The sequence below is a fragment of the Spongiactinospora sp. TRM90649 genome (assembly GCF_029382225.1).
Taxonomy (GTDB): domain Bacteria; phylum Actinomycetota; class Actinomycetes; order Streptosporangiales; family Streptosporangiaceae; genus Spongiactinospora.
Genome location: NZ_JARLTC010000002.1, coordinates 652591 through 673325, shown reverse-complemented (window position 1 = coordinate 673325; position 20735 = coordinate 652591). Strand labels below are relative to the sequence as shown.

The following is a 20735-nucleotide window of genomic DNA, read 5'->3' as shown; positions in this document are numbered from 1 at the left end:
GCCGCCACTCGCCCGGCGTCAGGCGGCGTCCCGCGCGGGCGTACACCGCGTCGGCCACCGGCTCGGCAGCGAGCACGTCCCACAGGTGCAGCGCCTCGCCGGCGGCAGGGGGAGCGTCCCGTCGTGGCGTTTTGGGCGGTTGCTGGCGGGCCGGGCCGGTGTGGGGTTCTGGGCTACTCAGTGGGGGTTTGGAGGTTTAGTTCTGTGGCGATTTCGGTGGCGGCGGCCAGGTCTGTGGCCAGGGCTTCGCGGTCGGTGGGGGTGAGGGGGAGGGCTTGGGCCTCGGTGAGGGAGGCGGTGGCGGAGGTGTGGTCGCCGGTGCGGTGGTGGAGTTCGGCGAGGTAGACGAGGGCGGGGAAGCGGTCGGCCGGGGGTGCGTCGGCGTGGCGGGCCAGGCCGTTGACCAGCAGGCGGATTCCGGCTTCCACGTCGCCGTGTGAGTCGGCCTGGCGGGCGGCGGCGGCCAGGGCGCGGCCGAGCCGTCCCTTGGGCTGCTCCGCGTTCTCCTCGGTCTCGTCCAGCCTGCTGATCCGCAGCCAGTTGCCGCCCGGGTCGACGACCGTGAAGCCGCCGGTCATGCCCTGCTTGGCCCTCGGCCGGGTCATTCGCGGGATCCCGGAGACGGGCACCTTCCCGTACTCGGCCCGCAGGCCCGCCGCGAACGCCGCGTGCAGCACCATGGTGTCGGGGACGACCACCACCACGGTGCCCATGGAGTCCTTCGGGTCGAACTCCGGCACGCTGAAGAAGTGCAGCTCGATGCCGCCCCGGCGGACCGAGGCGAAGGGATTGGGACGTTGCTGCCGATAGGTAACCTCGAATCCGAGGGCGGTGTAGAACGGGAGGACGTCGTCCAGGTCCCGGCACGGCAGGCCGGGGATGACGCGTTCGGTTCGCATGCCAAACATCGTACGGTGTTCGGAGTATTTTTGCAGAGAGGGCGCGATGGAATACGCGGGACGCGGTGACGCGGCGCGCACGATGGCGCTGCTGTGGGACGGCGTCCCGGCGCCCAAACGCGGCCCGAAACAGCGGCTCGACCTGACCCGGATCGTCGAGGCCGCGATCGCCGAGGCCGACCGGGGCGGCCCCGCCGCGCTGTCCATGCGGGCGCTGGCCCAGACCCTCGGCATCGGCCCGGCCTCGCTCTACACCTACGTGCCGGGCAAGGCCGAACTGCTGGAGCTGATGGTCGAACACGTCGTGGGCGCCCAGCCGTTACCCGACGCCACCGCCGGGTGGCGGGAGGGGCTGCGCGGCCTGGCCACCACCGACCTGGCCACGTTCCGCGCCCACCCGTGGCTGCTCCAGGTGGCCACCTCGCGCACGGTCTTCGGCCCCCGGGTCATCGCCCGCTACGACGCCGCGCTGGCCCTGCTCGACGGCCACGGCCTGGCGGCGATCGACATCGCCGGCTGCGTCGCGGCGGTCGAGTCGTACGTGCGCGGCGCGGCCTCGGCCGTCGTGGAGGCGGAGCAGGCCCCCGCCCTGACCGGGAGCAGCGACGACGAGTGGTGGGAGGGCCGCGTCCCGCTGCTGGGCGAGCGGATGGCCGGGCGGTTCCCGAGACTGACCGCGTTCGAGCGGGCAGGGGGATTCGCGGTGTCCGGCACCGCGCTGCCGTACACGCTGCAACGCGCGCTGGACCGCTTCGCGTTCGGGCTCGGCCTGGTGCTGGACGCCGTCGGCGCGAGGGTCGCGGCGGCTCGTGGGAACGACACCGTCGATTCGGTGCCGTCTCGGTCGTCGTAGATGTGAGGACCGAATCACCCACGGAAGATCCAGGGAGTGATGGCATATGCCGCAGTACGCGATTCTGATCTACGAGAAGGAGATCCCGCTGGAGGAATACCCTCCGGAGGTCATGGAGGCCAACATGGCGGCGGGGCAGCGGATCGAGGCCATCGGCGCCAAGATCGTGGGGGAGACCGCGCTCCAGCCCGCCAGCAAGGCCACCACCGTCCACAAGGGCGGCGTGGTGACCGACGGACCCTTCCTGGAGACCAAGGAGGCGTTCGCCGGCATCTTCGTCATCGAGGCGGAGGACCTCGACCAGGCCATCGCCGTCGCCCGGCTGCTGCCGATCATGGAGGGCGGGGTCGAGATCCGGCCGCTGATGGAGACCGGATGACCGAGGCGCACCCGAGCGCCGTCCGGCGAGCCGTCGACGACGCGCACCGGCGCGAGTGGGCCCGCGTGCTCGCCACGACAGTGCGCGTCGCGCGCGATCTGGACCTCGCGGAGGAGTGCGTCCAGGACGCCTACGTGGCCGCACTGGGCGCCTGGGCCCGCGGCGGGGTCCCCACGAACCCGGGCGCCTGGCTGGTCACCGTGGCGCGACGCAACGCGCTGGACGCGTTGCGCCGTGACCGCGTCCTGCGGTCCAAGCTCCATCTGCTCGCCGAAGACGACGTGGAGGACGACGTGGGGAGTGCGGAGGGGGGCGCCGGCCGTCCCGAGATCCACGACGACCGGCTCCGGCTGATCTTCATGTGCTGCCACCCGGCGCTGCGCCCGGAGGCGCAGATCGCGCTGACCCTTCGGCTGGTCTGCGGGGTCGCCACGACGGACATCGCCAGCGCGTTCCTGGTGCCGGAGCCCACCATGGCGGCCCGGATCACCAGGGCCAAGAAGAAGATCGCGGGCGCGGGCGTCCCGTTCCGGGTGCCCGGCCACGCCGACCTGCCGGAACGGCTCGACGCCGTGCTCACCGTGGTGCACCTGCTGTTCACCACCGGGCACACCGCGCCCTCCGGCGGCGGCCTGACCAGGGAGGACCTCGCGGTCCGCGCGCTCGACCTGACGCGCCTGCTGCGCGAGCTGCTGCCCGGCGAGCGCGAGGTCCGGGGGCTGCTGGCGCTGCTGCTGGTCAACCACGCGCGGCGGGCGGGCCGTACGGACGGGGACGGACGGCTGGTGCTGCTGTCCGAGCAGGACCGCTCGCTGTGGGACCGCGCCGCCATCGCCGAGGGCCACCGGCTGGTGGTCGCGGCGCTGCGCGGCGGGCCGCCCGGCAGGTTCACCCTCCAGGCGGCGATCGCCGCCCTGCACGCCACCGCCCCGACCTACGCCGACACCGACTGGGAGCAGATCCTCGTCCTGTACGGCGAGCTGCTCGGCGTCTGGCCCTCGCCCGTCGTCGCGCTGAACCGGGCCGTGGTCCTCGCGATGGTCCACGGCCCCGAGAAGGCGCTGCGCGAGACCGAGCGCCTGGAGGCCGCCGGTGAGCTCGGCGGCTACCACTACCTTCCTGCGGTCAAGGGCGACCTGCTGCGCCGGATGGACCGCCCGGAAGAGGCCGCGCGCGAGTACCGCCGCGCCCTCGACCTCACCGCCAACGAGGCCGAACGCGCCTTCCTGACCGGCCGCCTGGCCGAGTGCGGAGCCCCGTAGGCCGTTCTGTCGATCGGGGCCCTCGCCGCTCGTCGTGTCCACGAGAGCCACGACGGAAGGAACGCGGCACGTGAGCGTCATCGAAGAGACAGAGCCAGGGGCGGAGGCGCCGCGCAGAGCGGGACGCCGGGAATGGCTGGGCCTGGGCGTGCTCAGCCTGGCCGTCATGATGATCACCTTTGACATGTTCGTCCTGTTGCTGGCGCTGCCCGGCCTGTCGGCCGAGATGCGCCCGAGCACCACCGAGCAGCTGTGGATCCTGGACGTCTACGGCTTCATGGTCGGCGGCTTCCTGATCACCATGGGCACGCTCGGCGACCGGATCGGCCGCCGCAGGCTGCTGATGATCGGCGCGGCCTGCTTCGCCGTCGCCTCGGTCTTCTCGGCGTTCTCCAGCACCCCGGAGACGCTGATCGCGGCGCGGGCGCTGCTCGGCGTGGCCGGGGCCACGCTGGCGCCGTCCACGCTGGCGCTGCTCAGCACCATGTTCCCCGACCCCAGGCAGATGGGCGCGGCGGTGGGGATCTGGGCGGGCGGCTTCACGCTCGGCGCGATCCTCGGCCCCCTGGTGGGCGGGCTGCTGCTCGCCCGCTTCTGGTGGGGGTCGGTCTTCCTGCTGGGCGTGCCGGTGATGGCGCTGCTGCTGGCGCTGGCCCCGTTCCTGGTGCCGGAGTTCAGGAACCCAGAGGCCGGACGGCTCGACCTGATCAGCGTGCTGCAGTCGCTGCTGGGCATGCTCGCGCTGATCTACACGCTGAAGGAGACGGCCCGCTACGGCTGGCAGCCGGCGCCCGTCGCGGTCGGCGTGGCCGGGCTGGTGCTCGGCGCGCTGTTCGTGCGGCGCCAGCTCCGCCTGCCCGACCCGTTGCTCGACCTGCGGCTGTTCCGCGGCCGGTCGTTCAGCGTGATGCTGGGCGGCCTGCTGCTGTACGGCCTGGTCGGCGCCTCCAGCATGCTCTACCTCACCCAGTACCTGCAGTCGGTCGCCGGGATGACCCCGATGCGGGCGGCGGTGTGCCTGCTGCCCGGCATGGTGGCGGCGACCGTCGGCGCGACGGTCTCGCCGACGCTGGCCCGGTGGATCCGTCCCGCCTACCTGATCGGCTTCGGCGTGCTCGGGGTGGCGGCGGTGTTCGCCTGGTTCACCCAGGTGGACACGACCTCCGGGGTGGCCGTGCTGGTGGTCGGGTTCGTGATCATCGGCCTGTGCGAGGGGCCGCTGCTGTCGCTCGGCACCAACCTGGTCGTCGCGGGGGCCCCGCCGGAGAAGGCCGGTTCGTCCTCCTCGATGGCGCAGGTCGCCAACGAGGCGGGGGCCGCGCTGGGCATCGCCGTCATGGGCAGCGTCGGCGCGGCGGTCTACGCGGGGCGGATGGCGGCGGACGCGCCGGACGGCCTGCCCGCGGGCGCGGCGGCGACCGTCCAGGAGAACATCGCCAACGCCGTGTCGGTCGCCTCCGCACTGCCGGAACCGCTCGGCGGGACGCTCCTCGCCGTCTCGCGGGAGGCGTTCACCTCGGGGATGAACGTCTTCGCGGCCGTCGCCGCGGGGGTGCTGGTGATGGCCGCGATCTTCATCCTGACGCTGCTACGGCACGTGCCGCGTACCACGTGACGTTTCCGGTCCAATGTTCAGCGGCCTTATGAACGCGCGGGAACGGTATCCGCCGACGCGGGTGTGATGATTTTCCGCTATGGCCGATCCGGTTGATTCGGCTGACTCGAATTGACAAGATTCGTAAGATTTCGAATCGGCTGAGAGAAGCGCATCATGAAGCCTACGCACAGGCTGAGCGCGCTCGTCGTCACCGCGTTGCTCAGCGTGATGGTGCCGTCGCAAACGGTGCCGCGTACCACCCCCGATTCCGTTCCCGCTCCTGCCCGCGCCGCGGCCGCCGTACGCGCTCCCGCGTGCGACACGGCCACGACGGTCGTCGTGGACACCGGCTCGGTGTGCGGCACCACCGGGGACGGCCTGCGCTCCTGGCTCGGCGTACCCTACGCCGCGCCGCCCGTGGGAGATCTGCGCTGGGCTCCGACCCAGCGGCACGAACCCTGGGACGGGGTCCTCCAGACCACCGAGCGGGGCAGTCCTTGCCCGCAGGCGCCCCTGCTCGGGCAGGCGTCGGAGAACGAGGACTGCCTCAAGCTCAACATCGTCGTCCCGGCCGACGCCGGCGGCGGCAAGCTCGCCGTCATGGTGGAGTTCCACGGCGGCGGGTTCCGGTTCGGAGCCCCGAGCGACGGCTCCTACCTGGTCAGGAACGGCAAGATCATCCACGTCGGGGTCGGATACCGCCTCGGCATCTTCGGCTACCTGTCCCATCGCGCCTTCGGCAAGAACTCCGGCAACTACGCGCTGAGCGACCAGCAGGAGTCGCTGCGCTGGGTCCGCAGGAACATCGCGAAGTTCGGCGGCGACCCCGACAACGTGACCATCTTCGGGGCCAGCGCCGGAGGGTCGAGCGTGTGCGCGCACACCGCCTCGCCCACCGCCAAGGGCCTGTTCCAGAAGGGCATCGTGCAGAGCGGCGAGTACAACTCGCTGCGCGGGGTGAACACCATCTGGCAGCCGCAGGACTGCAAGGCCGAACTGCCCTCGCAGGAGGAGGCCCAGCGGGCGGGCTCGCGTTTCGCCACCGCGCTCGGCTGCGCCGACGACGGCGACGCGGGCGCCTGCCTGCGCGCCAAACCGGTCAAGGCGCTGCTCGACCAGTCCGACGGCGGACTCGGCGAGAACTCCGGCACGATCGCGCCGATCGTGGACGGCCGGATCCTGACCATGTCGCCCGCGCAGGCGTTCGCCAAGGGCAAGGTCAATAAGGTCTCCTGGATGCACGGCGTCGGGCGCGACGAGGTGCAGCTCCCCGTGGCCAACACGCCGGAGGAGTACGAGAGGCTGGTCCGCCAGCAGTACGGCCCGCTGGCCCCCGAGGTCTTCGAGCGCTACCCGCTCAAGCGCTACCCCGCCCCGTCCGCGTTCATCGCCTACCGGACGATCGTGGCCGACAGCAACTCGGTCTGCCCCGCGCTGCTCAACGACCAGCGGCTGGCCAAGCGCATCCCGGTGTTCGCCTTCCAGGTGGACAACGCCGACGCGCCGCCGCTGTTCTTCCTCGACCAGACCAAGCCGAACGGCGCCTACCACATCAGCGAGATCCCGCTGCTGTACGGGCCGGGCACCGACTACACGGCCAACCAGCGGTCCTTCGGCGCGCAGCTCGTCGCCCAGTGGACCGGGTTCGCCAGGACCGGCGACCCGACCGTGGACGGCACGCCGTACTGGCCGAAGTACACCCCCTCCGACCCGGCCGTCATGTCGCTGGTCCCCGCCGGGGACAGCGTCACCACCCGTGAGATCGCCAGGCAGCACCACTGCTCCTTCTGGAACCGGCACGCGCCGTTCGTCGACTAGGAGATGACCATGAACCGCAAACGGCTCATACGGGCCGCGGCGGCGCTCTTCGCGCTCTGCCTCGCCGCAGTCGCCACACCGGCCGCCCAGGCGTCCGGCGCGGGCGGCGGCGACTGGCCGATGTGGCAGAAGGACCCGCGCGGATCGCGGCACAACGCCGCCGAGCACCGGATCAACCCCAAGAACGTGGGCGGCCTCAAGCTCAAGTGGGCGTTCGCCTACCCGAGAGCCGCGGGCACGCCCCGCAGCCAGCCCGCCGTCGTCGGCGACACCGTCTACTTCGGCTCGCCCGAGGGCAAGCTGTACGCCAGGGACGCCGCGACCGGCGCCGCCAAGTGGGAGTTCGCCCTCAACAGCGTCCCCGGCCCCGGCCGGGCGCAGCCCCAGGACGGCCCCGCCGTGGCCAGGGGCAAGGTCTACTTCGGCGACGGCCGCGGCTTCCTCTACGCCGTGAGCCAGCGCACCGGCGAACTGGTCTGGGCGCGCAGGCTCGACGAGCACATCGCCGCCGGGGTGACGAGCTCACCGCTGGTCTTCGGCGACCGCGTGTACGTCGGGGTGTCCAGCGGCGAGAACCTGTTCGGCAAGGAGAACGCGTGCTGCACCTTCCGCGGCCACCTCAACGCGCTGGACGCCGACACCGGTGAACCGGTGTGGCGCTACTACACCACGCCGCCGCCCGTCGAGGACGGCACCTGGCCCAACGGCGTCAAGCGGTTCGCGCCCTCGGGCGCGGGCGTGTGGAGCTCGCCCGCCATCGACCCGGCGACCCGCACCATCTACGTCGGCACCGGCCAGAACTACACCGGCAGCGCCGGGAACTACGACTCGGTGCTGGCCATCAACGCCGACACCGGCCGTCCCCGCTGGACACGCCGGATGACCGACGTGGACACCTGGCGGATCGAGTGCTCGCTGCCCACGCCTGAGGACAAGAAGTACTGCCCGAACTTCCCCGACGGCACCGCGCTGGACTTCGACCTCGGCGCGTCGCCCAACATCGTCAGGACGGGCAAGCGGACCCTGATCTCCATCGGCCAGAAGTCCGGCGTCTACCACGTGCTGGACGCCAAGACCGGCAAGATCGTCTGGCAGCGGCAGCTCTCCACGCCGCAGCCCGGCGGCGGCATGTCCGGCGTGCAGTGGGGCACCAGCTTCGACGGCGAGCGCCTGTACGTCGCGACCTGGATGGCCAACCCCGGCACCCTGTACGCCCTCGACCCGGCGACCGGCCACCTGATCTGGCAGACCCCCAACCCGGCCGACGGCTGCACCACCGGCGGGGCCGCGCAGTTCCCGAACGTCTGCCGTCTCGGCCACACCCCGGCCGTCACCACCACCCCCGGCCTGGTCTGGGAGGGCAGCACGGACGGCAAGATGCGCGCCTACTCCGCGCGCACCGGCGAGGTGCTCTGGACCTACGACACCATGCAGGACGTGCAGGGCGTCAACGGCCTGACCGGGCGCGGCGGGGCCGTGTCCGGCGGCGGCGGGGCCGTGGTGGCGCGCGGCATGGTCTACGTGCAGTCCGGATACTTCTTCAACCCCTACCCGAACCCGAACGGATCGGTGTTCCTGGCGTTCGGCCTGCCCTAACAGCGCCTGGTGACCTTCGCACCCTTCCTCGGACGGCGGGCCGCGACCGGCCCGCCGTCCGGTGTATTTAGCGCGTCGCGGACGGCGAACCCCGGGTCGGACAGCATCGTGAACGGCAGCCGCAGCCGGGCGGCCAGTTCCCGCTGGTAGCCGCGTCCCTGCGAGGACATCCCGTAGACCCGCGCGGCCCCCGCCTCGCGCAGCTCGTCGTGGTGGTCGCGGAAGCCGCACGCCTGGGCGGTGCGGCCCCGGGCGCCGGAGATCGTCTCCCAGCCGCCGAGCAGGTCCATGTCGGGCCGTCCCGGTCAGCGGATACACGTAGAGCACCGTCCGGCCCGCGCCGAGCGCGTCGAGCCGTACCGGCGGGCCGCCGGAGGCGGTGAGCCGCAGCCCCGGCCCGCTTGCCAGGCACTCCACGAACGGCCGCGTCTCCTCCACCGACGGCCCCAGGTCGGTGAGCGCGCGGATCTCCAGCACCAGCCGCACGGCCCGGGGATCGTAGTCGCGGTAGCCGTTCGGCGACCGTTCGGGGACCACCAGCCCCAGGGCCTCGTACTAGCGCAATGCCCGCAGCGTCACTCCGGCGCGGGCGGCCGGCTCTCCCACTCGCACGCCCCGACCCTAAACCCGTACCCCGGGGTACGGGTCAAGCCGCCGACCTCAGGAGACCGGTTGGAACACGCCGTGCGGCTCGACCCGACCTGGCCCGTAGCGGCGGTCCAGGTCGCGGCGGAGCGCGCCCGTGACGACGTAGACGGTGATGTTCACACGCCGCGTGAAGGTGTCCACGGACGTGGACAGCACGCCGGGGATCTCGTCGCCCGCGCGTCGCTGCAACGCCTCCAGCTCGGCCTCGGTGTGCTCGGCCCGGTAGACGCAGAGCGGACCGCCCCACAGCGCGCGGACGGTGCGCTCGCCCTCGGCCAGGTCACCGGTGAACATCACGTTCAGCACGGACTTGATCGGCGGGCGGCGGTCGCGATCGTCCTTCGGCATCTCCAGGCCGGGGGCATGGTTGTCGATCCAGGCCCCGGCGAAGCGGGGCGACCGCTTCGCCGCGGTCAGCGCCGCCGCCCGGGCCTCCTCGGTGGCGTCGGCGGGCCGCACGGGACGCCAGCCGCCCTCCGGCGCGGGGCAGGGAGAATCGGGCAGCCGGTCGGACGCGGCGGTCCCACTGGTGGACGGGGCGGGCTTGGCGGGCTCGGTCAGGTGCAGGCTGGTGCCGTCCCAGGTGCCCACCACCGTGAAGTCGCCCCACCGGGTGCCGGCCTGCGACTCGTGCGGCCCGGCCTTCCAGTCCCAGCCGACGACGGGCGCTCCGGTGCACTGCGGCGGCAGCGACTGCATCACGCCGTTGCAGAACGTCGGACCGTGCTCGGCGTTCGCCAGGACGGTGCCGGTCGCCGTGTATCTCGTCTGCGCCGGCGGGGCGGTGGCGCGGGCAGCGGTGCTCGCCGGGGCGGTGCCGCAGGCGGCGAGCAGCAGGGGAAGGGCCAGAACGGCTCGTCTCATGCTCCTGAGACGTACGCCGAAGGTGCGCGGGTTCACTCATCCGGGGTTCACGTGCCAACGAACTCCACTACACTCGGTAGCTGTTTCAGCACCATGCGCATTGGAGGCGTCATGAGCGAACTTCCCGGCACCCTGCTACCGCCAGTGCTCGCCGACGAGGTGATCGAGATGGAGGGCTGGCGCCTGGCGCTGGTCGAGGGCGAGCTGGACTGACACCGGTCACCCGGTTCGAGTCCGTTACGCGGCTTCGGAGGGCTCCCGCCCGGGGGCCCTCCGCGCCGTGAGAAGGGGCACATCATGCCAGGCCCGCACACGACCGACCGCCTCCACGGGCGGGTGGTCGCCGACCCCTACCGCTGGCTGGAAGACGACCGCGCCGGCGAGTGCGCGGAATGGCTGGCCGTCCAGGCCGAGTCGTTCGCCCGGCACTCCGCCGCCTGGCCGCACACCGAACGCTGGCGCGCCCTGCTGACGCGGGCGTCGAGCGCGGGCACCGAGGTGACCCCGCCGGTATGGCGTGGCGACCGCTGCTTCTTCCTGCGCCACCCGCCCGAGCGTCAGTTGCCCGTCCTCGTGACAGTCCGGCCCGGCGAGCCGGAACGAATTCTGCTCGACCCCCTCGCCACCGACCCGTCGGCCCTGACCACCCTCGACGCCTGGCGCCCTTCCCCCAGCGGCGACCTGGTCGCCTACCAACTCTCCCGCAAGGGCGACGAACGCCCCCACCTGTGGGTCCTTGATGTCCACACCGGCCACCCCACCGACGGCCCCATCACCCCCGGCCACCGCACCCCGATCGCCTGGCTCCCCGACGACTCCGCCTTCTTCTACATCCGCACCGACAACAAGCCTCCCTCCCCTGCCGACGAGCACGCGTGTGGTACTGACGGCGAGGTGCGCGGCGTCGGCGACCGCGAGCTGCGGCTGCACACCGTCGGCGGCGGCGACGGCCCCGCGCTGTTTCGCACCGCTCTGCCGCTGTTCACCGTCACCATCAGCCCGGACGGGCGACTGCTGATGCTGTCCGCGGCGCCCGGCGCGACCTCCGGCAACCAGCTCTGGCTGGCCGAGACCCCGTCCGGCCCCGGCGCATGGCGGGTGCCCGAGCCGATCCACGACGGCACCGCCGAGGGTTCCCGCGCGGTGCTGAAGTTCGCCCCCGGCGGGCGGATCTACGCGATCACCGACTCCGGCGCGCCGTTCGGGCGGCTCTGCGCCGTCGATCCCGCCGCACCCGAGGCGGCGCGGTGGCGCACCCTGGTCGGTGAGCAGCCCGGCGAGGTGCTGGCCGACTGTGCGATCCTGACCGCCCCCGTCACCGGCGAGCTTCAGCTCCTGGTCGCCCGCTCACACGACGGCTCCGGCCGCCTCTCCCTGCACAATGCCGAAGGCAACCTCATCGAGGCGTTCCCACCGCCGGGGGCGGGGAGCATCTCCCGCCTGAGCGCCCCTCCACACGGCGGCCCCTCAGCCTGGTTCACCTACACCGACTTCGTGACCCCACCCGCCCTCCACCGGTTCGACCTCCCAGAACATCCCGCCCCCGAGCCTCTGCGGCCCGTGGCCTGTGCGGACGGCGTGATGCCGCCTGCCGTCCGTGGTTTCGGCCTGTTGGGGCGGTCTGACGCAGAGGAGACGCCGCACTGGGCGGGGGATGCTGTGGCGCGGCAGGTGACGTATGGCTCGAAGGACGGCACTCGGGTGCGGATGCATTTGATTCATCCGGCGGGGGTGGAGGCGCCGATGCCGGTGCTGCTCACTGCCTATGGGGGGTTCGGGGTGTCCACTCCGCCTGCCTACTCGCCGTCTGTGACCGCGTGGGTGGGGGCGGGTGGGGGCTATGCGGTCGCGTGTGTGCGTGGGGGTGGGGAGCGTGGGACCGCTTGGCATGCGGCGGGGAGTGGGGTGAACAAGCCGAACGCGATCGATGACTTCGTCGCCGCCGCCGAGTGGCTGATCGAGGGCGGGTGGACCACGCCACGGCAGTTGGCGATTCGGGGGACCTCGCACAGTGGGCTGATGGTGGCCGCGGCGCTGACCCGCCGTCCCGAGTTGTACGCGGCGGCGGTGTGTTCCGATGCCGTCACCGACATGGTGCGCTACCACCGGTTCGGGCTGGGGCCGATGTGGGCGGCGGAGTTCGGGACGGCGGACGATCCGGCGCAGCTCGATGTGCTGCTCGGCTATTCGCCCTACCACCGGGTGCGTCCCGGTGCCGACTACCCGGCCGTCCTGCTCACCTGCCCGCGTACCGACCCGAGGGTCGATTCCCTGCACACCCGCAAGCTGGCCGCCGCGCTGCAGGCGGCCGCCGGGTCGCGGGGGCGGCCCGTGGTGTTGCGCTGTGAGGCGGACGTCGGTCATGGGCCGCGTTCCCGGGCCAAGTGGCTCGACCTGCAGACCGACGTCCTGGCGTTCTGTGCCGCGCACACCGGGCTGACGCCCGGCGTCACGCTGTGAAGATCTCCTGGACCTGCACGATCCGGCCCTTGTGGACGGTGATGAGCGCGGGGCGGTGGTCCTTCTCCTTGGCCCGCTTGAGCAGCGTCGCGCGGGAGCACCGCTTGGCGCCGAGGCCGTCGCGCCCCAGGGTCACCTTCCTCAGCGCCACCGAGCAGCCGTAGGCGCTGAGGAAGCGCACGTCGGCGGCGATTCCGGCCACGATCAGGGTGCGAAATGCGTTTTCACATGAGTTGGAGCCCTGATCGCCCCCCGGGGTTCACCGCCGGAGATGTGACGCTCGTCACCCCCGGCGGTGAACCCTTACTCGCACCCCCGCTTCTTGGGCTTGTTCACCTTGCCCGCGGACAGGTTCCCGGTCACCTCGGCGTATCCCCCGACCGCCAGAGTGTCCTGGTAGACCTTCCCGGGCACGGTGAACTTCCTGATCAGCCGTGACTTGCCGGACTTGACGTTCATCGCGTACACGTACGCGCCGATCGGGCTGTTGGCGGCCTTGCCCGGCCGCTCCCGGCCCGCCGCCACGACGACCTCGTCCCGGTTCAGCCAGTCGATGACGTCGCCCCTGTAGACGTCCTTCGGCAGGCTGGGCCGGATTTTGGTCATCCGGCCGGAGCCGGTGTCGAACACCGTCAGCCAGACCGGTGTCATGTCGGGCCCGCAGGCGGGCGCGTCCTTGGGGACCAGGTTGGCGGCCCGGTCGTCCCGGGCGGCGAACGGGCCCCAGATCAGGTGCTTGCCCGCCTTCTCGGGGATCTTCACCCGGCGCTTGCGGTCCCCCTCGACCACGGTCAGGTGCCCGCGCCGTCCCAGGCCCGGCTCACTGAGCAGGGTCAGCTTCCCCGACTCGGGGTCGGAGTCGAGCACCGCCTCCCGGTACGGCAGCCGCCGTACGGTCTCCTCGTCTATCCGCGCGAGCGTCACATCCTTCCTGTTGCCGTCCGTGCCCTCGTCGCTGATCGCGAGCTGCCGGCCGTCGCGGACGAAGGCCAGTTGGAAGGGCGATCCCAGCGAGCCGCGGGCGATCGAGTGGTCGATCGGCCAGATCTTCCCCGTTTCCAGGTCCCGCACCACCACGCGGTCGTCGCTCGCGCGGTGGTACGCGATGCGCGTCCCGTCAGGGCTGATCGCCAGTTTCCCCGGCATGCCGGTCTCCGGCGGCTTGCCCTTCTTCACCTCGAACCCCAGCGCGTCGGGCAGCCGGTAGAGCCGCCCGTCCGCCGCGACCAGCCGCCACTGAGCACAGACCCCCGTCGGCTCATAGGTCTTCTTGTCGAAGCAGAGGTATCCGAAGGTGACCGGCCCCGCCCCGGTGGCGGGCAGAGCGGGCGGCAACGCCGACGCGGTGGCCGAGGCGGAAGCCGGATCGAAAGTGCCGCGTAACGAGGAGGCGTTACCTGTCATGGCCGATGCCGGCGCCGCACCGCTCGCCACGACGAACATCAGGCCGGTGATCGCCGCCGCGGTCCGGTTGCCGTTGGTCGTCATTTCGTTCACCCCCGTAGTGGAAAAGGTCCTGTCGTATTGGAGTCACCGGCACGGCAAAAGGTTCGCGCCACTTGTCCGGCTGAACGGCCGCGAAAGAACAAGACTGCTTCTTTCTCGCGACTCGCCCTAGATTCGCCGCATCGCCGGATGAGGAGGAAGCGATGTCGCCGTTATGGGCACGGGGTGCCGGGGAGCTGGCGCGGAGTATCCGTGCAGGTGAGGTGTCGAGCCGGGAGGTGGTGCGGGCGCATCTGGCGCGGATCGAGGAGGTCGATCCGCGCGTCAACGCGGTCACGGTGGTGCCGGAGGAGCGGGCCCTGGCTGAGGCCGACGCGGCGGACCGGGCCGTGCGCGAAGGCACGGCCGGGCCGCTGTGCGGCGTGCCGATGACCGTGAAGGAGAACATCGACGTGGCCGGGTCGGCGACCACGTGGGGCGTCCCCGCGATGCGCGACCGGGTCGCCGCCCACGACGCGCCGCACATCGCCGAGCTGCGGGCGGCGGGGGCGATCGTGATCGGGCGGACCAACATGCCGGAGTTCGGGATGCGCTGGCACACCGCCAACGATCTGCGCGGCGCGACCGTCAACCCCTGGTCGTCCGGTCACACGCCGGGCGGTTCCAGCGGTGGCGAGGCGGTGGCCGTCGCGACCGGGATGTCGCCGCTCGGCATGGGCGGCGACGGGGCGGGCTCGCTGCGCTGGCCCGCCCAGTGCTGCGGCGTCGCCACGCTGAAGCCGTCGCTCGGCCGGGTGTCGCAGGGCACGGGGCCCCTTGTGCCGTTCGCGATGCAGCTCATGGCCGTCAACGGACCGCTCGCACGCCGGGTGGTGGACCTGGATCTGGCGTACCGGAACATGTGCGCGCGCTCGGGCGGCGACCCGTGGCACGCGCCGGTCCCGCTGGACGGCCCGCCGCTCCCCGAACCGCTCGGGGTCGCCCTGGCCACGGTGCCCGGCATGGACCCGTCGGTCGCCGGCGCGCTGGACGACGCGTCCCGCATCCTCACCGACGCGGGATACGCCGTCGAGCCTCGCGAGGTCCCCGGCCTGGATCGGGCCCTGGAGCTCTTCGTGCAGATCATGTCTGCCTATGGCCGCCTACATAAGGAGCAGCCCCCGCTGGAGTCCTTCGCGTCGGCGGATTTCCTCCGGTTCTGGACCGCCTACCACCCGATCTGGGAGCGCGCGGGCGGCGAAGCGGCCTTCGATCCGATGATGGAGCGGGGGGCGCTCGCCCGGCGCTGGCACGAGTGGACGGCCCGGACGCCGCTGGTGCTCGCCCCCGTACGGACCGCGCCCGCCTTCCCGGTGGGCGCCGACCTCGACGCGGACTGGCAGGAGGGCTTCCTCGCGTCGATGCGGCAGGTCGTGGCGGTCAACCTGCTGGGGCTGCCCTCGGTGGTGGTGCCGGTGGGGGAGGCGGACGGCCTGCCGCGCGCCGTACAGGTGATCGGGCCGAGGTTCCGCGAGGACCTGTGCCTGCGGGCGGCGGCGGCGATCGAGGCGGGCTCGCCCCTGCGGACGCCGATCGACCCCCGGGCGTAGCGCCCGCTGGGCTCAGCGGAAGTCGTCCGCGTGGTCGCCCGCCCACTCGGCGAAGGCGCGGGCGGGCCTGCAGGTGATCGGCTCGCAGGTCGGCATCGGCCCGAACGCGGTCAGGTCGAGGTTCTCCTGTGCCGACGGGTCGGCCTCGGCGCCCCCGTAGTCCGCGAAGCCGGTCAGGAAGTCGGCGTTCTCTGCGGCGAACCCGCCCTGCGCCAGGTACAGCTCACGCGCCCGCGCCGGGGTCACCCGCTCGAACCGGATGTCCGCGCCGATGGCCGCCGCGATGTGGGCGACCTGGTCGCGGTTGCTGATCGCCTCGGGGCCGTTGAGGTCGTAGGCGGCGCCCTGGTGACCGTCCTCCAGGAGCGCCGCCGCCGCGACGTCGGCGATGTCCGCCTCGTGCACCGGGTACCAGGGCAGGTCGGGGTTCGGGTCGCGGACGACCCGTTCGGCGCGGACCGACGGCCCCCACAGCCACAGCTTGTTCAGCATGAACTCGCCGGGCCTGACGTGGGTCCATTCCACCCCGGACGCCTCCACGGCCTGCTCGACGGGCAGGTGGAAGTCGGTGTCGTAGCCGTGGGACACCGCGCCGGAGGACAGCACCACGATGCGCCGGACCCCCGCCTCGACGGCCCTGGCCACCACTTTCCCGGCGGTCGCGGGCACCGGGAACAGGTACATCCGGTCCACCCCGGCGAGGGCGGAGCCGAGATCGTCCGGCCGGGACAGGTCGCCGCGCACGGCCTCGACGCCGTCGGCGAAGGCCGCCCGGCCGGGGTTCCTGGTCAGCGCCCGCACCTCGGCCCCGGCCCGGACGAGCCGATCGACGACGAGCCGTCCAACGTTTCCGGTCGCACCGGTCATCAGAATTCGCATGCCGCCCATCCTGAATGGCCGCCGGAGAATTCGGCAAACGCGAACATCATGCTCGCATATACCGCCTGACCTGGGAGAACATTCGATTTGAGCCCGCGAAAAATGAATTTCAGCGGAGCGCCTCCACCGGTTCCATCCGGGACGCGCGCAGTGCCGGATAAAGGCCCGCGAGCAGGCCCACCAGTGCGCCCGCGATCGGGGCGGCGAGTGCCAGGCGCAGGTCCAGCACCGGGGTCCACTGGCGGGCGGCGGAGACCGCGACCACCGCGACGATGCCGACGCTCGCGCCGATCACGCCGCCGGCCAGGCCGATCAGCGTGGACTCCAGCAGGAACTGCCCGGCGATGTGCCGTCGCGCCGCGCCCAGCGAGCGGCGCAGCCCGATCTCCTGGACCCGTTCCATCACCGTGACCAGCGTGACGTTGGCGATGCCCACCGCGCCGACCACCAGTGAGACCAGGCCGAGGATCAGGAACAGCCCGTTGACGTCGTTCTCCACGCCGTCCCTGGCCCGGGTCGGGCTGGGCGGGGTGATCACGTGCAGCTCCCCGCCCCGTGACGGGCTGAGCGCCCTCGGCACCTGGCCGGCGATCAGTTCGGCCGCGCCGAGGGTCGTGTTGACCAGTACCCGGGTGACCTCCTTCAGGCCGAAGTCGCGGCCGAGCCCGGGCGGCACGATCACCGCCGTGGACAGCGACTGCTCGCGTCCCACCGCGCCGAGGATCCCGATGACGGTGTACGCCCGCCCGCCGATGAAAACGGCGGGGGCGTGCTCCAGGCGGGAGACGCCCAGCATGCGAGCCGCGTCCGCGCCGAGCACCACCACGCGGTCGCGCCGCCGTACGTGGCCCTCGTCGTAGAAACGGCCCTGGGCCATCCGGCCGCGCGCGGCGGCGGGCAGGTTCACCGTGGCCGCGACCACGGCCAGGCTCTGGCCGGTGACCCTGGTCGGGTCCACCAGGGCGTTCGCGGTGACGGTCAGGTTGGAGCTGCGCTCGCTCTGCGCCAGGGCGGCGGCCGAGGCGACCCCGCGCAGGCGGGTCAGCGCGGCGGGGGCGTCCCAGGCGACCAGGGGCCCGACTGCCTCCTGCGGGGCCTCGGGCACCTCGACGGTGATGGACGTCGCGGTCAGCTCGTCGAAGCGGCCGACGATCTGGTTGCCCGCCGTGGCCGCCACGCCCAGCGTGATCACCAGGGTGGCGATGCCCAGCACGGTGCCGAGCGTGGTCAGGGCCGTGCGCACCGGCCGGGCGAGCACCCCGGCCAGCGCCTCCGACCAAAGGTCACGCGGATCCACCGCTCACTCCTCCCACAGCTCGCCGTCGGTGATCCTGATGCGCCGCCCGGCCCGTTCGCTGACCTCGTCCTCATGAGTGATGATCACGATGGTGTGGCCCTGGTCGCGCAGGTCGTCGAACAGGTCCAGGAGCAGCCCGGTGTTGTGGCCGTCCAGGTTGCCGGTCGGCTCGTCGCACAGCAGCAGGGACGGCTCGCCGAGCAGCGCCCTGGCGATCGCCACCCGCTGCCGCTCCCCGCCGGACAGCCGGTTCGGCTGGAACCCCGCGCGGTGCTCCATCCGGACCCGCGCGAGGGCCCGTTCGGCACGCTCCCGCCGTCCGGCTCGTGACGGTCCCCGACCCCGATAGACCTCGGCGAGCATCACGTTCTCCAAGGCGGTGCGATGGGCCAGCAGGTGGAAGGACTGGAACACGAACCCGATCCGCTCGCCGCGCAGCCGGGTGCGCGCGCCGTCCTTGAGCGCCGTCGTCTCCACGCCGTCCAGGAGGTAGCTTCCGGAAGTGGGGCGGTCCAGCAGACCGAGCGTGTTGAGCAGGGTGGACTTGCCGGAGCCGGACGGGCCGACCACGGCGAGGTGATCGCCGCGACGCACTGCGAGCGACACCTCCGCCAGCGCCCGCACCGGCGGCTCGGCCGGGAACACCCGCGTCACCCGATCGAGCGAGATGACGGGGTCAGGCATCGCTGATCACTACGCGGTCGCCCTCTTTCAGATCGCCGTCCACCTGGACCAGGCCGTCGGCCGTGAGGCCGGTACGGACCTCGACCATGCGGGTGCGGTCGGTGGCGTACTCCACCTGGACGCGCGCCTTGCCGTCGGCGGCGGTGACGATCGCCGACACCGGTACGGCCAACACCTCGCCCTCGGTCTTGCCGATCGTGATCCGCACCGTCACCGCCGTCCCGGCCAGCGCCGCCAGCCCCTTGGCCTTGGTGGGCGTGACGCGCACCGGCACGCTGCCCGCCACGGGTGCCTCCTCGTCGCGGCCGTTGGCCTGCCCGCCCTCCTGCTCGGGCGCCGTCCGCGCGTCCGCGCCCAGCGCGGCCAGCCGCGCCGGATACGTGTCCCCTGAGGGGGTCTCGATCACGGCCGCCAGGCCGGGGCGCATCAGCTCCGCCTCCTGGTCGTCCACCGAGCCGTTGACCACGAAGGACGAGCCGGTCACCGTGCCGATCGCCGCGCGGACGGCGTCGCCCGCGCGGACCGACGCCTTGGACAACCGGGCGGGCAGCTTCGGCAGGAACACGATCTCGCCGGGCGGGACGGCGACGCCGTAGGTCTCCCGGTACTCCGCGAGGTTCGCCCGCGCCCGGTCCAGGTTCTTCCGCCCGTTGGAGATCTTGAGCCGGAGCGGCCCGCCGGTGCGTTCCGCCGTGCGAAGCGCCTGCTCGGCGGCGAGCACGGCCTCCTGCGCGGCGCGCAGCGGCTTGCCCCGCTGCTCGGCCTTGCGCGCGGCCCGCAGGTCGGCGCGGGCGTTGGCCAGCCGGGCGCGCAGCAGCCTGATGTCGTTCGCCTCCGCCAGCGCGGCCCGGTCGGCGGCCAGTGTCTCCTCGGCGGTCTGCAGCGCCTTGCCCAGTTCGTCCAGGGTCTGCCTGGCGGCCGGACCGGGCTCCTGGGCACGGTAGCCCTGCGCGCGGTACCACCGGCGCACGGCGTCGGCGGTGCCCGCGTCGAACTTCCCCGACGTGGGCGCGCCGTACCCGAGACGGCGCAGCGCCCGCTGGAGCTGCCGCACGTCGGCCCCGCCGGTGCCCGGCGTGATGGTTCGGTGCATCGGCACCTTCCCGGCCAGGGCGAACACCGGCCGGCCGTTCACCTCCATGAGCGGGCGGCCCTCGCGGATCCGCCCGGTGCGCGGCGCGCGGGTGACCAGTTGCGCGGACGCCGCGCCCTGCCCGGCGACGCCCTCCTGGCCGGTCGAGCCGACCGTCCCGGCCAGCGTCACCGTGACCGGCGAGCCGTACTCAAGTGCGCCGTTGACCGCGACCGTGCTGGTCAGCCCGCGCCGTTCGACCGGGGCGGTGACCAGCGACGCCTTGGGGGGCTGCCGCAGCGCCGCCTCGTCGGCGGGGGAGCGCAGCCGTCCCGCCACGAACCAGCCCGCGACGGCGATCGCGACCACGCCCGCGATGACCGCGCCGAGCACCCGGCGCGGTGATCTCGTCTTCACCGAAGCCCGTACTCCTCGTAGGCGCGGCGCTCGATGGTCGCGTGCGCGGGCAGGTAGCGGGGGTAGAACTCCTTGCCGCACTCCAGGTCGTCCATCGCGTCCTTGACCTCACGGTCCAGGTACGGCCTGGCCTGCTCCACCGACAGGTTGGGCTCGTAGCGCTCGCCCTTCTTGGCCGCCAGCCCCTTGGCGACGTCTTCCGGGATCAGTTCGCCCATCGGGCGCTTGATGGCCTCGAACCGCTCGCGGCCCCGGTCGGCGATCGCGGTCGGCTTGGTGGAGGCGACCGTGTATCCCTTGGCCTTCAGGCATGACCCGGTGGCCGCGGCCAGTTCCACCAACCGGGCGTCGCCGTCCAGCTCCTGGGCGGCCAGCCGTCCCACCCGGGCCTCGGCCTGCTCATAGTGGTCGCGGTAGCCGCTGACCTGTTTGCCGGTCACGTCCTTGACGGCCTTGGTGTAGCAGAGGTCGTTGGCGTCCTGGTATGCGGCGTGCTGGCTCTTGGACAGCGACACGCGGATCTCGTTGTTCGGGTTCACCACCTGGGGCTTGGCCGTCTCGTCCGGCTCGACCATCGGGTTGTTCAGTTCCTTGGGGTATACGAAGATCGCGAACACGCCGTAGCCCTGTTTCTGGCGGTGGCTCTTCAGCGCCTCGTAGTCGCCGGAGTACGCCTTGGCCACCTCCTTGGGCGCCTCGAAGGGCGGCGCGACGAAGGGCACGTACTGGAAGCCCTTGCCCTTCATGCAGTCGGCGATGATGTTCTCGACTTTGCGTTGCGTCTCCTGGCCGGTGGGCTGCGGCTGGGCGGAGGCGGCCGGCGGGGCGGTGGAGCCGCACGCGGCGAGCAGCGCAAGCGGTGCGGCGGCACAGGCCGTAAGGGTGGCACGGGTCAGCTTGGACACTTGGCACCTCGGTTTCGGGCATGGGGAGAAGGACGCGCGTCGCGCGGCGACGCCGCCGGTGCGTTTCGTG

General features: G+C 72.4%; 18 protein-coding genes and 1 pseudogene. 8 read left to right on the top strand and 11 right to left on the bottom strand.

Features of this window, described 5'->3' with window-relative positions; translation table 11 throughout:
- Window positions 1-173: 173 nt before the first annotated feature.
- On the bottom strand, window positions 174-899 hold the full coding sequence (locus tag P3X83_RS03235) for a hypothetical protein (protein ID WP_277302954.1): 726 nt from the start codon (window positions 897-899) through the stop codon (window positions 174-176).
- A gap of 46 nt (window positions 900-945) precedes the next feature.
- Here P3X83_RS03235 and P3X83_RS03230 point away from each other — a divergent pair, with 46 nt between their 5' ends.
- The 6 genes from P3X83_RS03230 (at window position 946) to P3X83_RS03205 (ending at window position 8404) form a co-directional block, all read left to right on the top strand.
- A complete protein-coding gene (locus tag P3X83_RS03230; RefSeq protein WP_277302953.1) occupies window positions 946-1752 on the top strand; it encodes a TetR/AcrR family transcriptional regulator in 807 nt (268 codons plus the stop codon).
- A 46-nt stretch (window positions 1753-1798) separates the two neighbouring features.
- Window positions 1799-2131, top strand: coding sequence for a YciI family protein (locus tag P3X83_RS03225; RefSeq protein WP_277302952.1), 333 nt, complete (start codon window positions 1799-1801; stop codon window positions 2129-2131).
- Window positions 2128-3393 carry an RNA polymerase sigma factor gene (locus P3X83_RS03220; RefSeq protein ID WP_277302951.1) on the top strand — a complete coding sequence of 422 codons (1266 nt, stop codon included), beginning with the start codon at window positions 2128-2130 and terminating at the stop codon, window positions 3391-3393. Before P3X83_RS03225 ends, P3X83_RS03220 begins: the two co-directional genes overlap by 4 nt.
- A 70-nt stretch (window positions 3394-3463) precedes the next feature.
- Window positions 3464-5008, top strand: coding sequence for an MFS transporter (locus tag P3X83_RS03215; protein ID WP_277302950.1), 1545 nt, complete (start codon window positions 3464-3466; stop codon window positions 5006-5008).
- Between the two features lie 156 nt (window positions 5009-5164).
- Window positions 5165-6808: a carboxylesterase family protein gene (locus tag P3X83_RS03210; protein ID WP_277302949.1), complete on the top strand. Its 1644-nt coding sequence runs from the start codon at window positions 5165-5167 to the stop codon at window positions 6806-6808.
- A 9-nt stretch (window positions 6809-6817) separates the two neighbouring features.
- Window positions 6818-8404 (top strand): PQQ-binding-like beta-propeller repeat protein, encoded by a 1587-nt coding sequence (locus P3X83_RS03205; protein WP_277302948.1) that lies wholly within the window; start codon window positions 6818-6820, stop codon window positions 8402-8404.
- On the opposite strand, the gene P3X83_RS43270 is transcribed toward P3X83_RS03205, so the two are convergent.
- From P3X83_RS43270 to P3X83_RS03195, 3 genes and pseudogenes are all read right to left on the bottom strand, one after another.
- Window positions 8401-8694: a redoxin domain-containing protein gene (locus P3X83_RS43270; protein ID WP_346742665.1), complete on the bottom strand. Its 294-nt coding sequence runs from the start codon at window positions 8692-8694 to the stop codon at window positions 8401-8403. The genes P3X83_RS03205 and P3X83_RS43270 overlap by 4 nt on opposite strands.
- Window positions 8695-8893: 199 nt before the next feature.
- Window positions 8894-8941 (bottom strand): annotated as a pseudogene (locus P3X83_RS43265) (hypothetical protein); the annotation flags it as partial.
- Window positions 8942-9064: 123 nt separating this feature from the next.
- Window positions 9065-9916, bottom strand: coding sequence for a hypothetical protein (locus tag P3X83_RS03195; protein WP_277302947.1), 852 nt, complete (start codon window positions 9914-9916; stop codon window positions 9065-9067).
- A gap of 297 nt (window positions 9917-10213) precedes the next feature.
- Here P3X83_RS03195 and P3X83_RS03190 point away from each other — a divergent pair, with 297 nt between their 5' ends.
- The gene (locus tag P3X83_RS03190) at window positions 10214-12376 is read left to right on the top strand and encodes a prolyl oligopeptidase family serine peptidase (protein ID WP_277302946.1); all 2163 of its coding nucleotides are present in this window, start codon (window positions 10214-10216) and stop codon (window positions 12374-12376) included.
- Here the strand turns inward: P3X83_RS03190 and P3X83_RS03185 are convergent.
- Together P3X83_RS03185 and P3X83_RS03180 are read right to left on the bottom strand one after the other, a co-directional pair.
- On the bottom strand, window positions 12366-12578 hold the full coding sequence (locus P3X83_RS03185) for a hypothetical protein (protein WP_277302945.1): 213 nt from the start codon (window positions 12576-12578) through the stop codon (window positions 12366-12368). The genes P3X83_RS03190 and P3X83_RS03185 overlap by 11 nt on opposite strands.
- Before the next feature lie 101 nt (window positions 12579-12679).
- On the bottom strand, window positions 12680-13873 hold the full coding sequence (locus P3X83_RS03180; protein WP_277302944.1) for a hypothetical protein: 1194 nt from the start codon (window positions 13871-13873) through the stop codon (window positions 12680-12682).
- Between the two features lie 152 nt (window positions 13874-14025).
- Between P3X83_RS03180 and P3X83_RS03175 the strand changes: the two genes are divergently transcribed.
- Window positions 14026-15411 (top strand): amidase, encoded by a 1386-nt coding sequence (locus tag P3X83_RS03175; RefSeq protein WP_346742664.1) that lies wholly within the window; start codon window positions 14026-14028, stop codon window positions 15409-15411.
- A gap of 12 nt (window positions 15412-15423) precedes the next feature.
- On the opposite strand, the gene P3X83_RS03170 is transcribed toward P3X83_RS03175, so the two are convergent.
- From P3X83_RS03170 to P3X83_RS03150, 5 genes are all read right to left on the bottom strand, one after another.
- Complete coding sequence (locus tag P3X83_RS03170; RefSeq protein WP_277302942.1) at window positions 15424-16290, bottom strand: NAD(P)H-binding protein; 867 nt, start codon at window positions 16288-16290, stop codon at window positions 15424-15426.
- Window positions 16291-16399: 109 nt separating this feature from the next.
- Window positions 16400-17587, bottom strand: coding sequence for an ABC transporter permease (locus P3X83_RS03165; RefSeq protein WP_277302941.1), 1188 nt, complete (start codon window positions 17585-17587; stop codon window positions 16400-16402).
- 3 nt (window positions 17588-17590) lie between these two features.
- Window positions 17591-18271: an ABC transporter ATP-binding protein gene (locus P3X83_RS03160; protein ID WP_277302940.1), complete on the bottom strand. Its 681-nt coding sequence runs from the start codon at window positions 18269-18271 to the stop codon at window positions 17591-17593.
- Window positions 18264-19760: a peptidoglycan-binding protein gene (locus P3X83_RS03155; RefSeq protein WP_277302939.1), complete on the bottom strand. Its 1497-nt coding sequence runs from the start codon at window positions 19758-19760 to the stop codon at window positions 18264-18266. The genes P3X83_RS03160 and P3X83_RS03155 overlap by 8 nt, the downstream gene beginning before the upstream one ends.
- Window positions 19757-20665: a hypothetical protein gene (locus P3X83_RS03150; RefSeq protein ID WP_277302938.1), complete on the bottom strand. Its 909-nt coding sequence runs from the start codon at window positions 20663-20665 to the stop codon at window positions 19757-19759. The genes P3X83_RS03155 and P3X83_RS03150 overlap by 4 nt, the downstream gene beginning before the upstream one ends.
- Window positions 20666-20735: the final 70 nt, after the last annotated feature.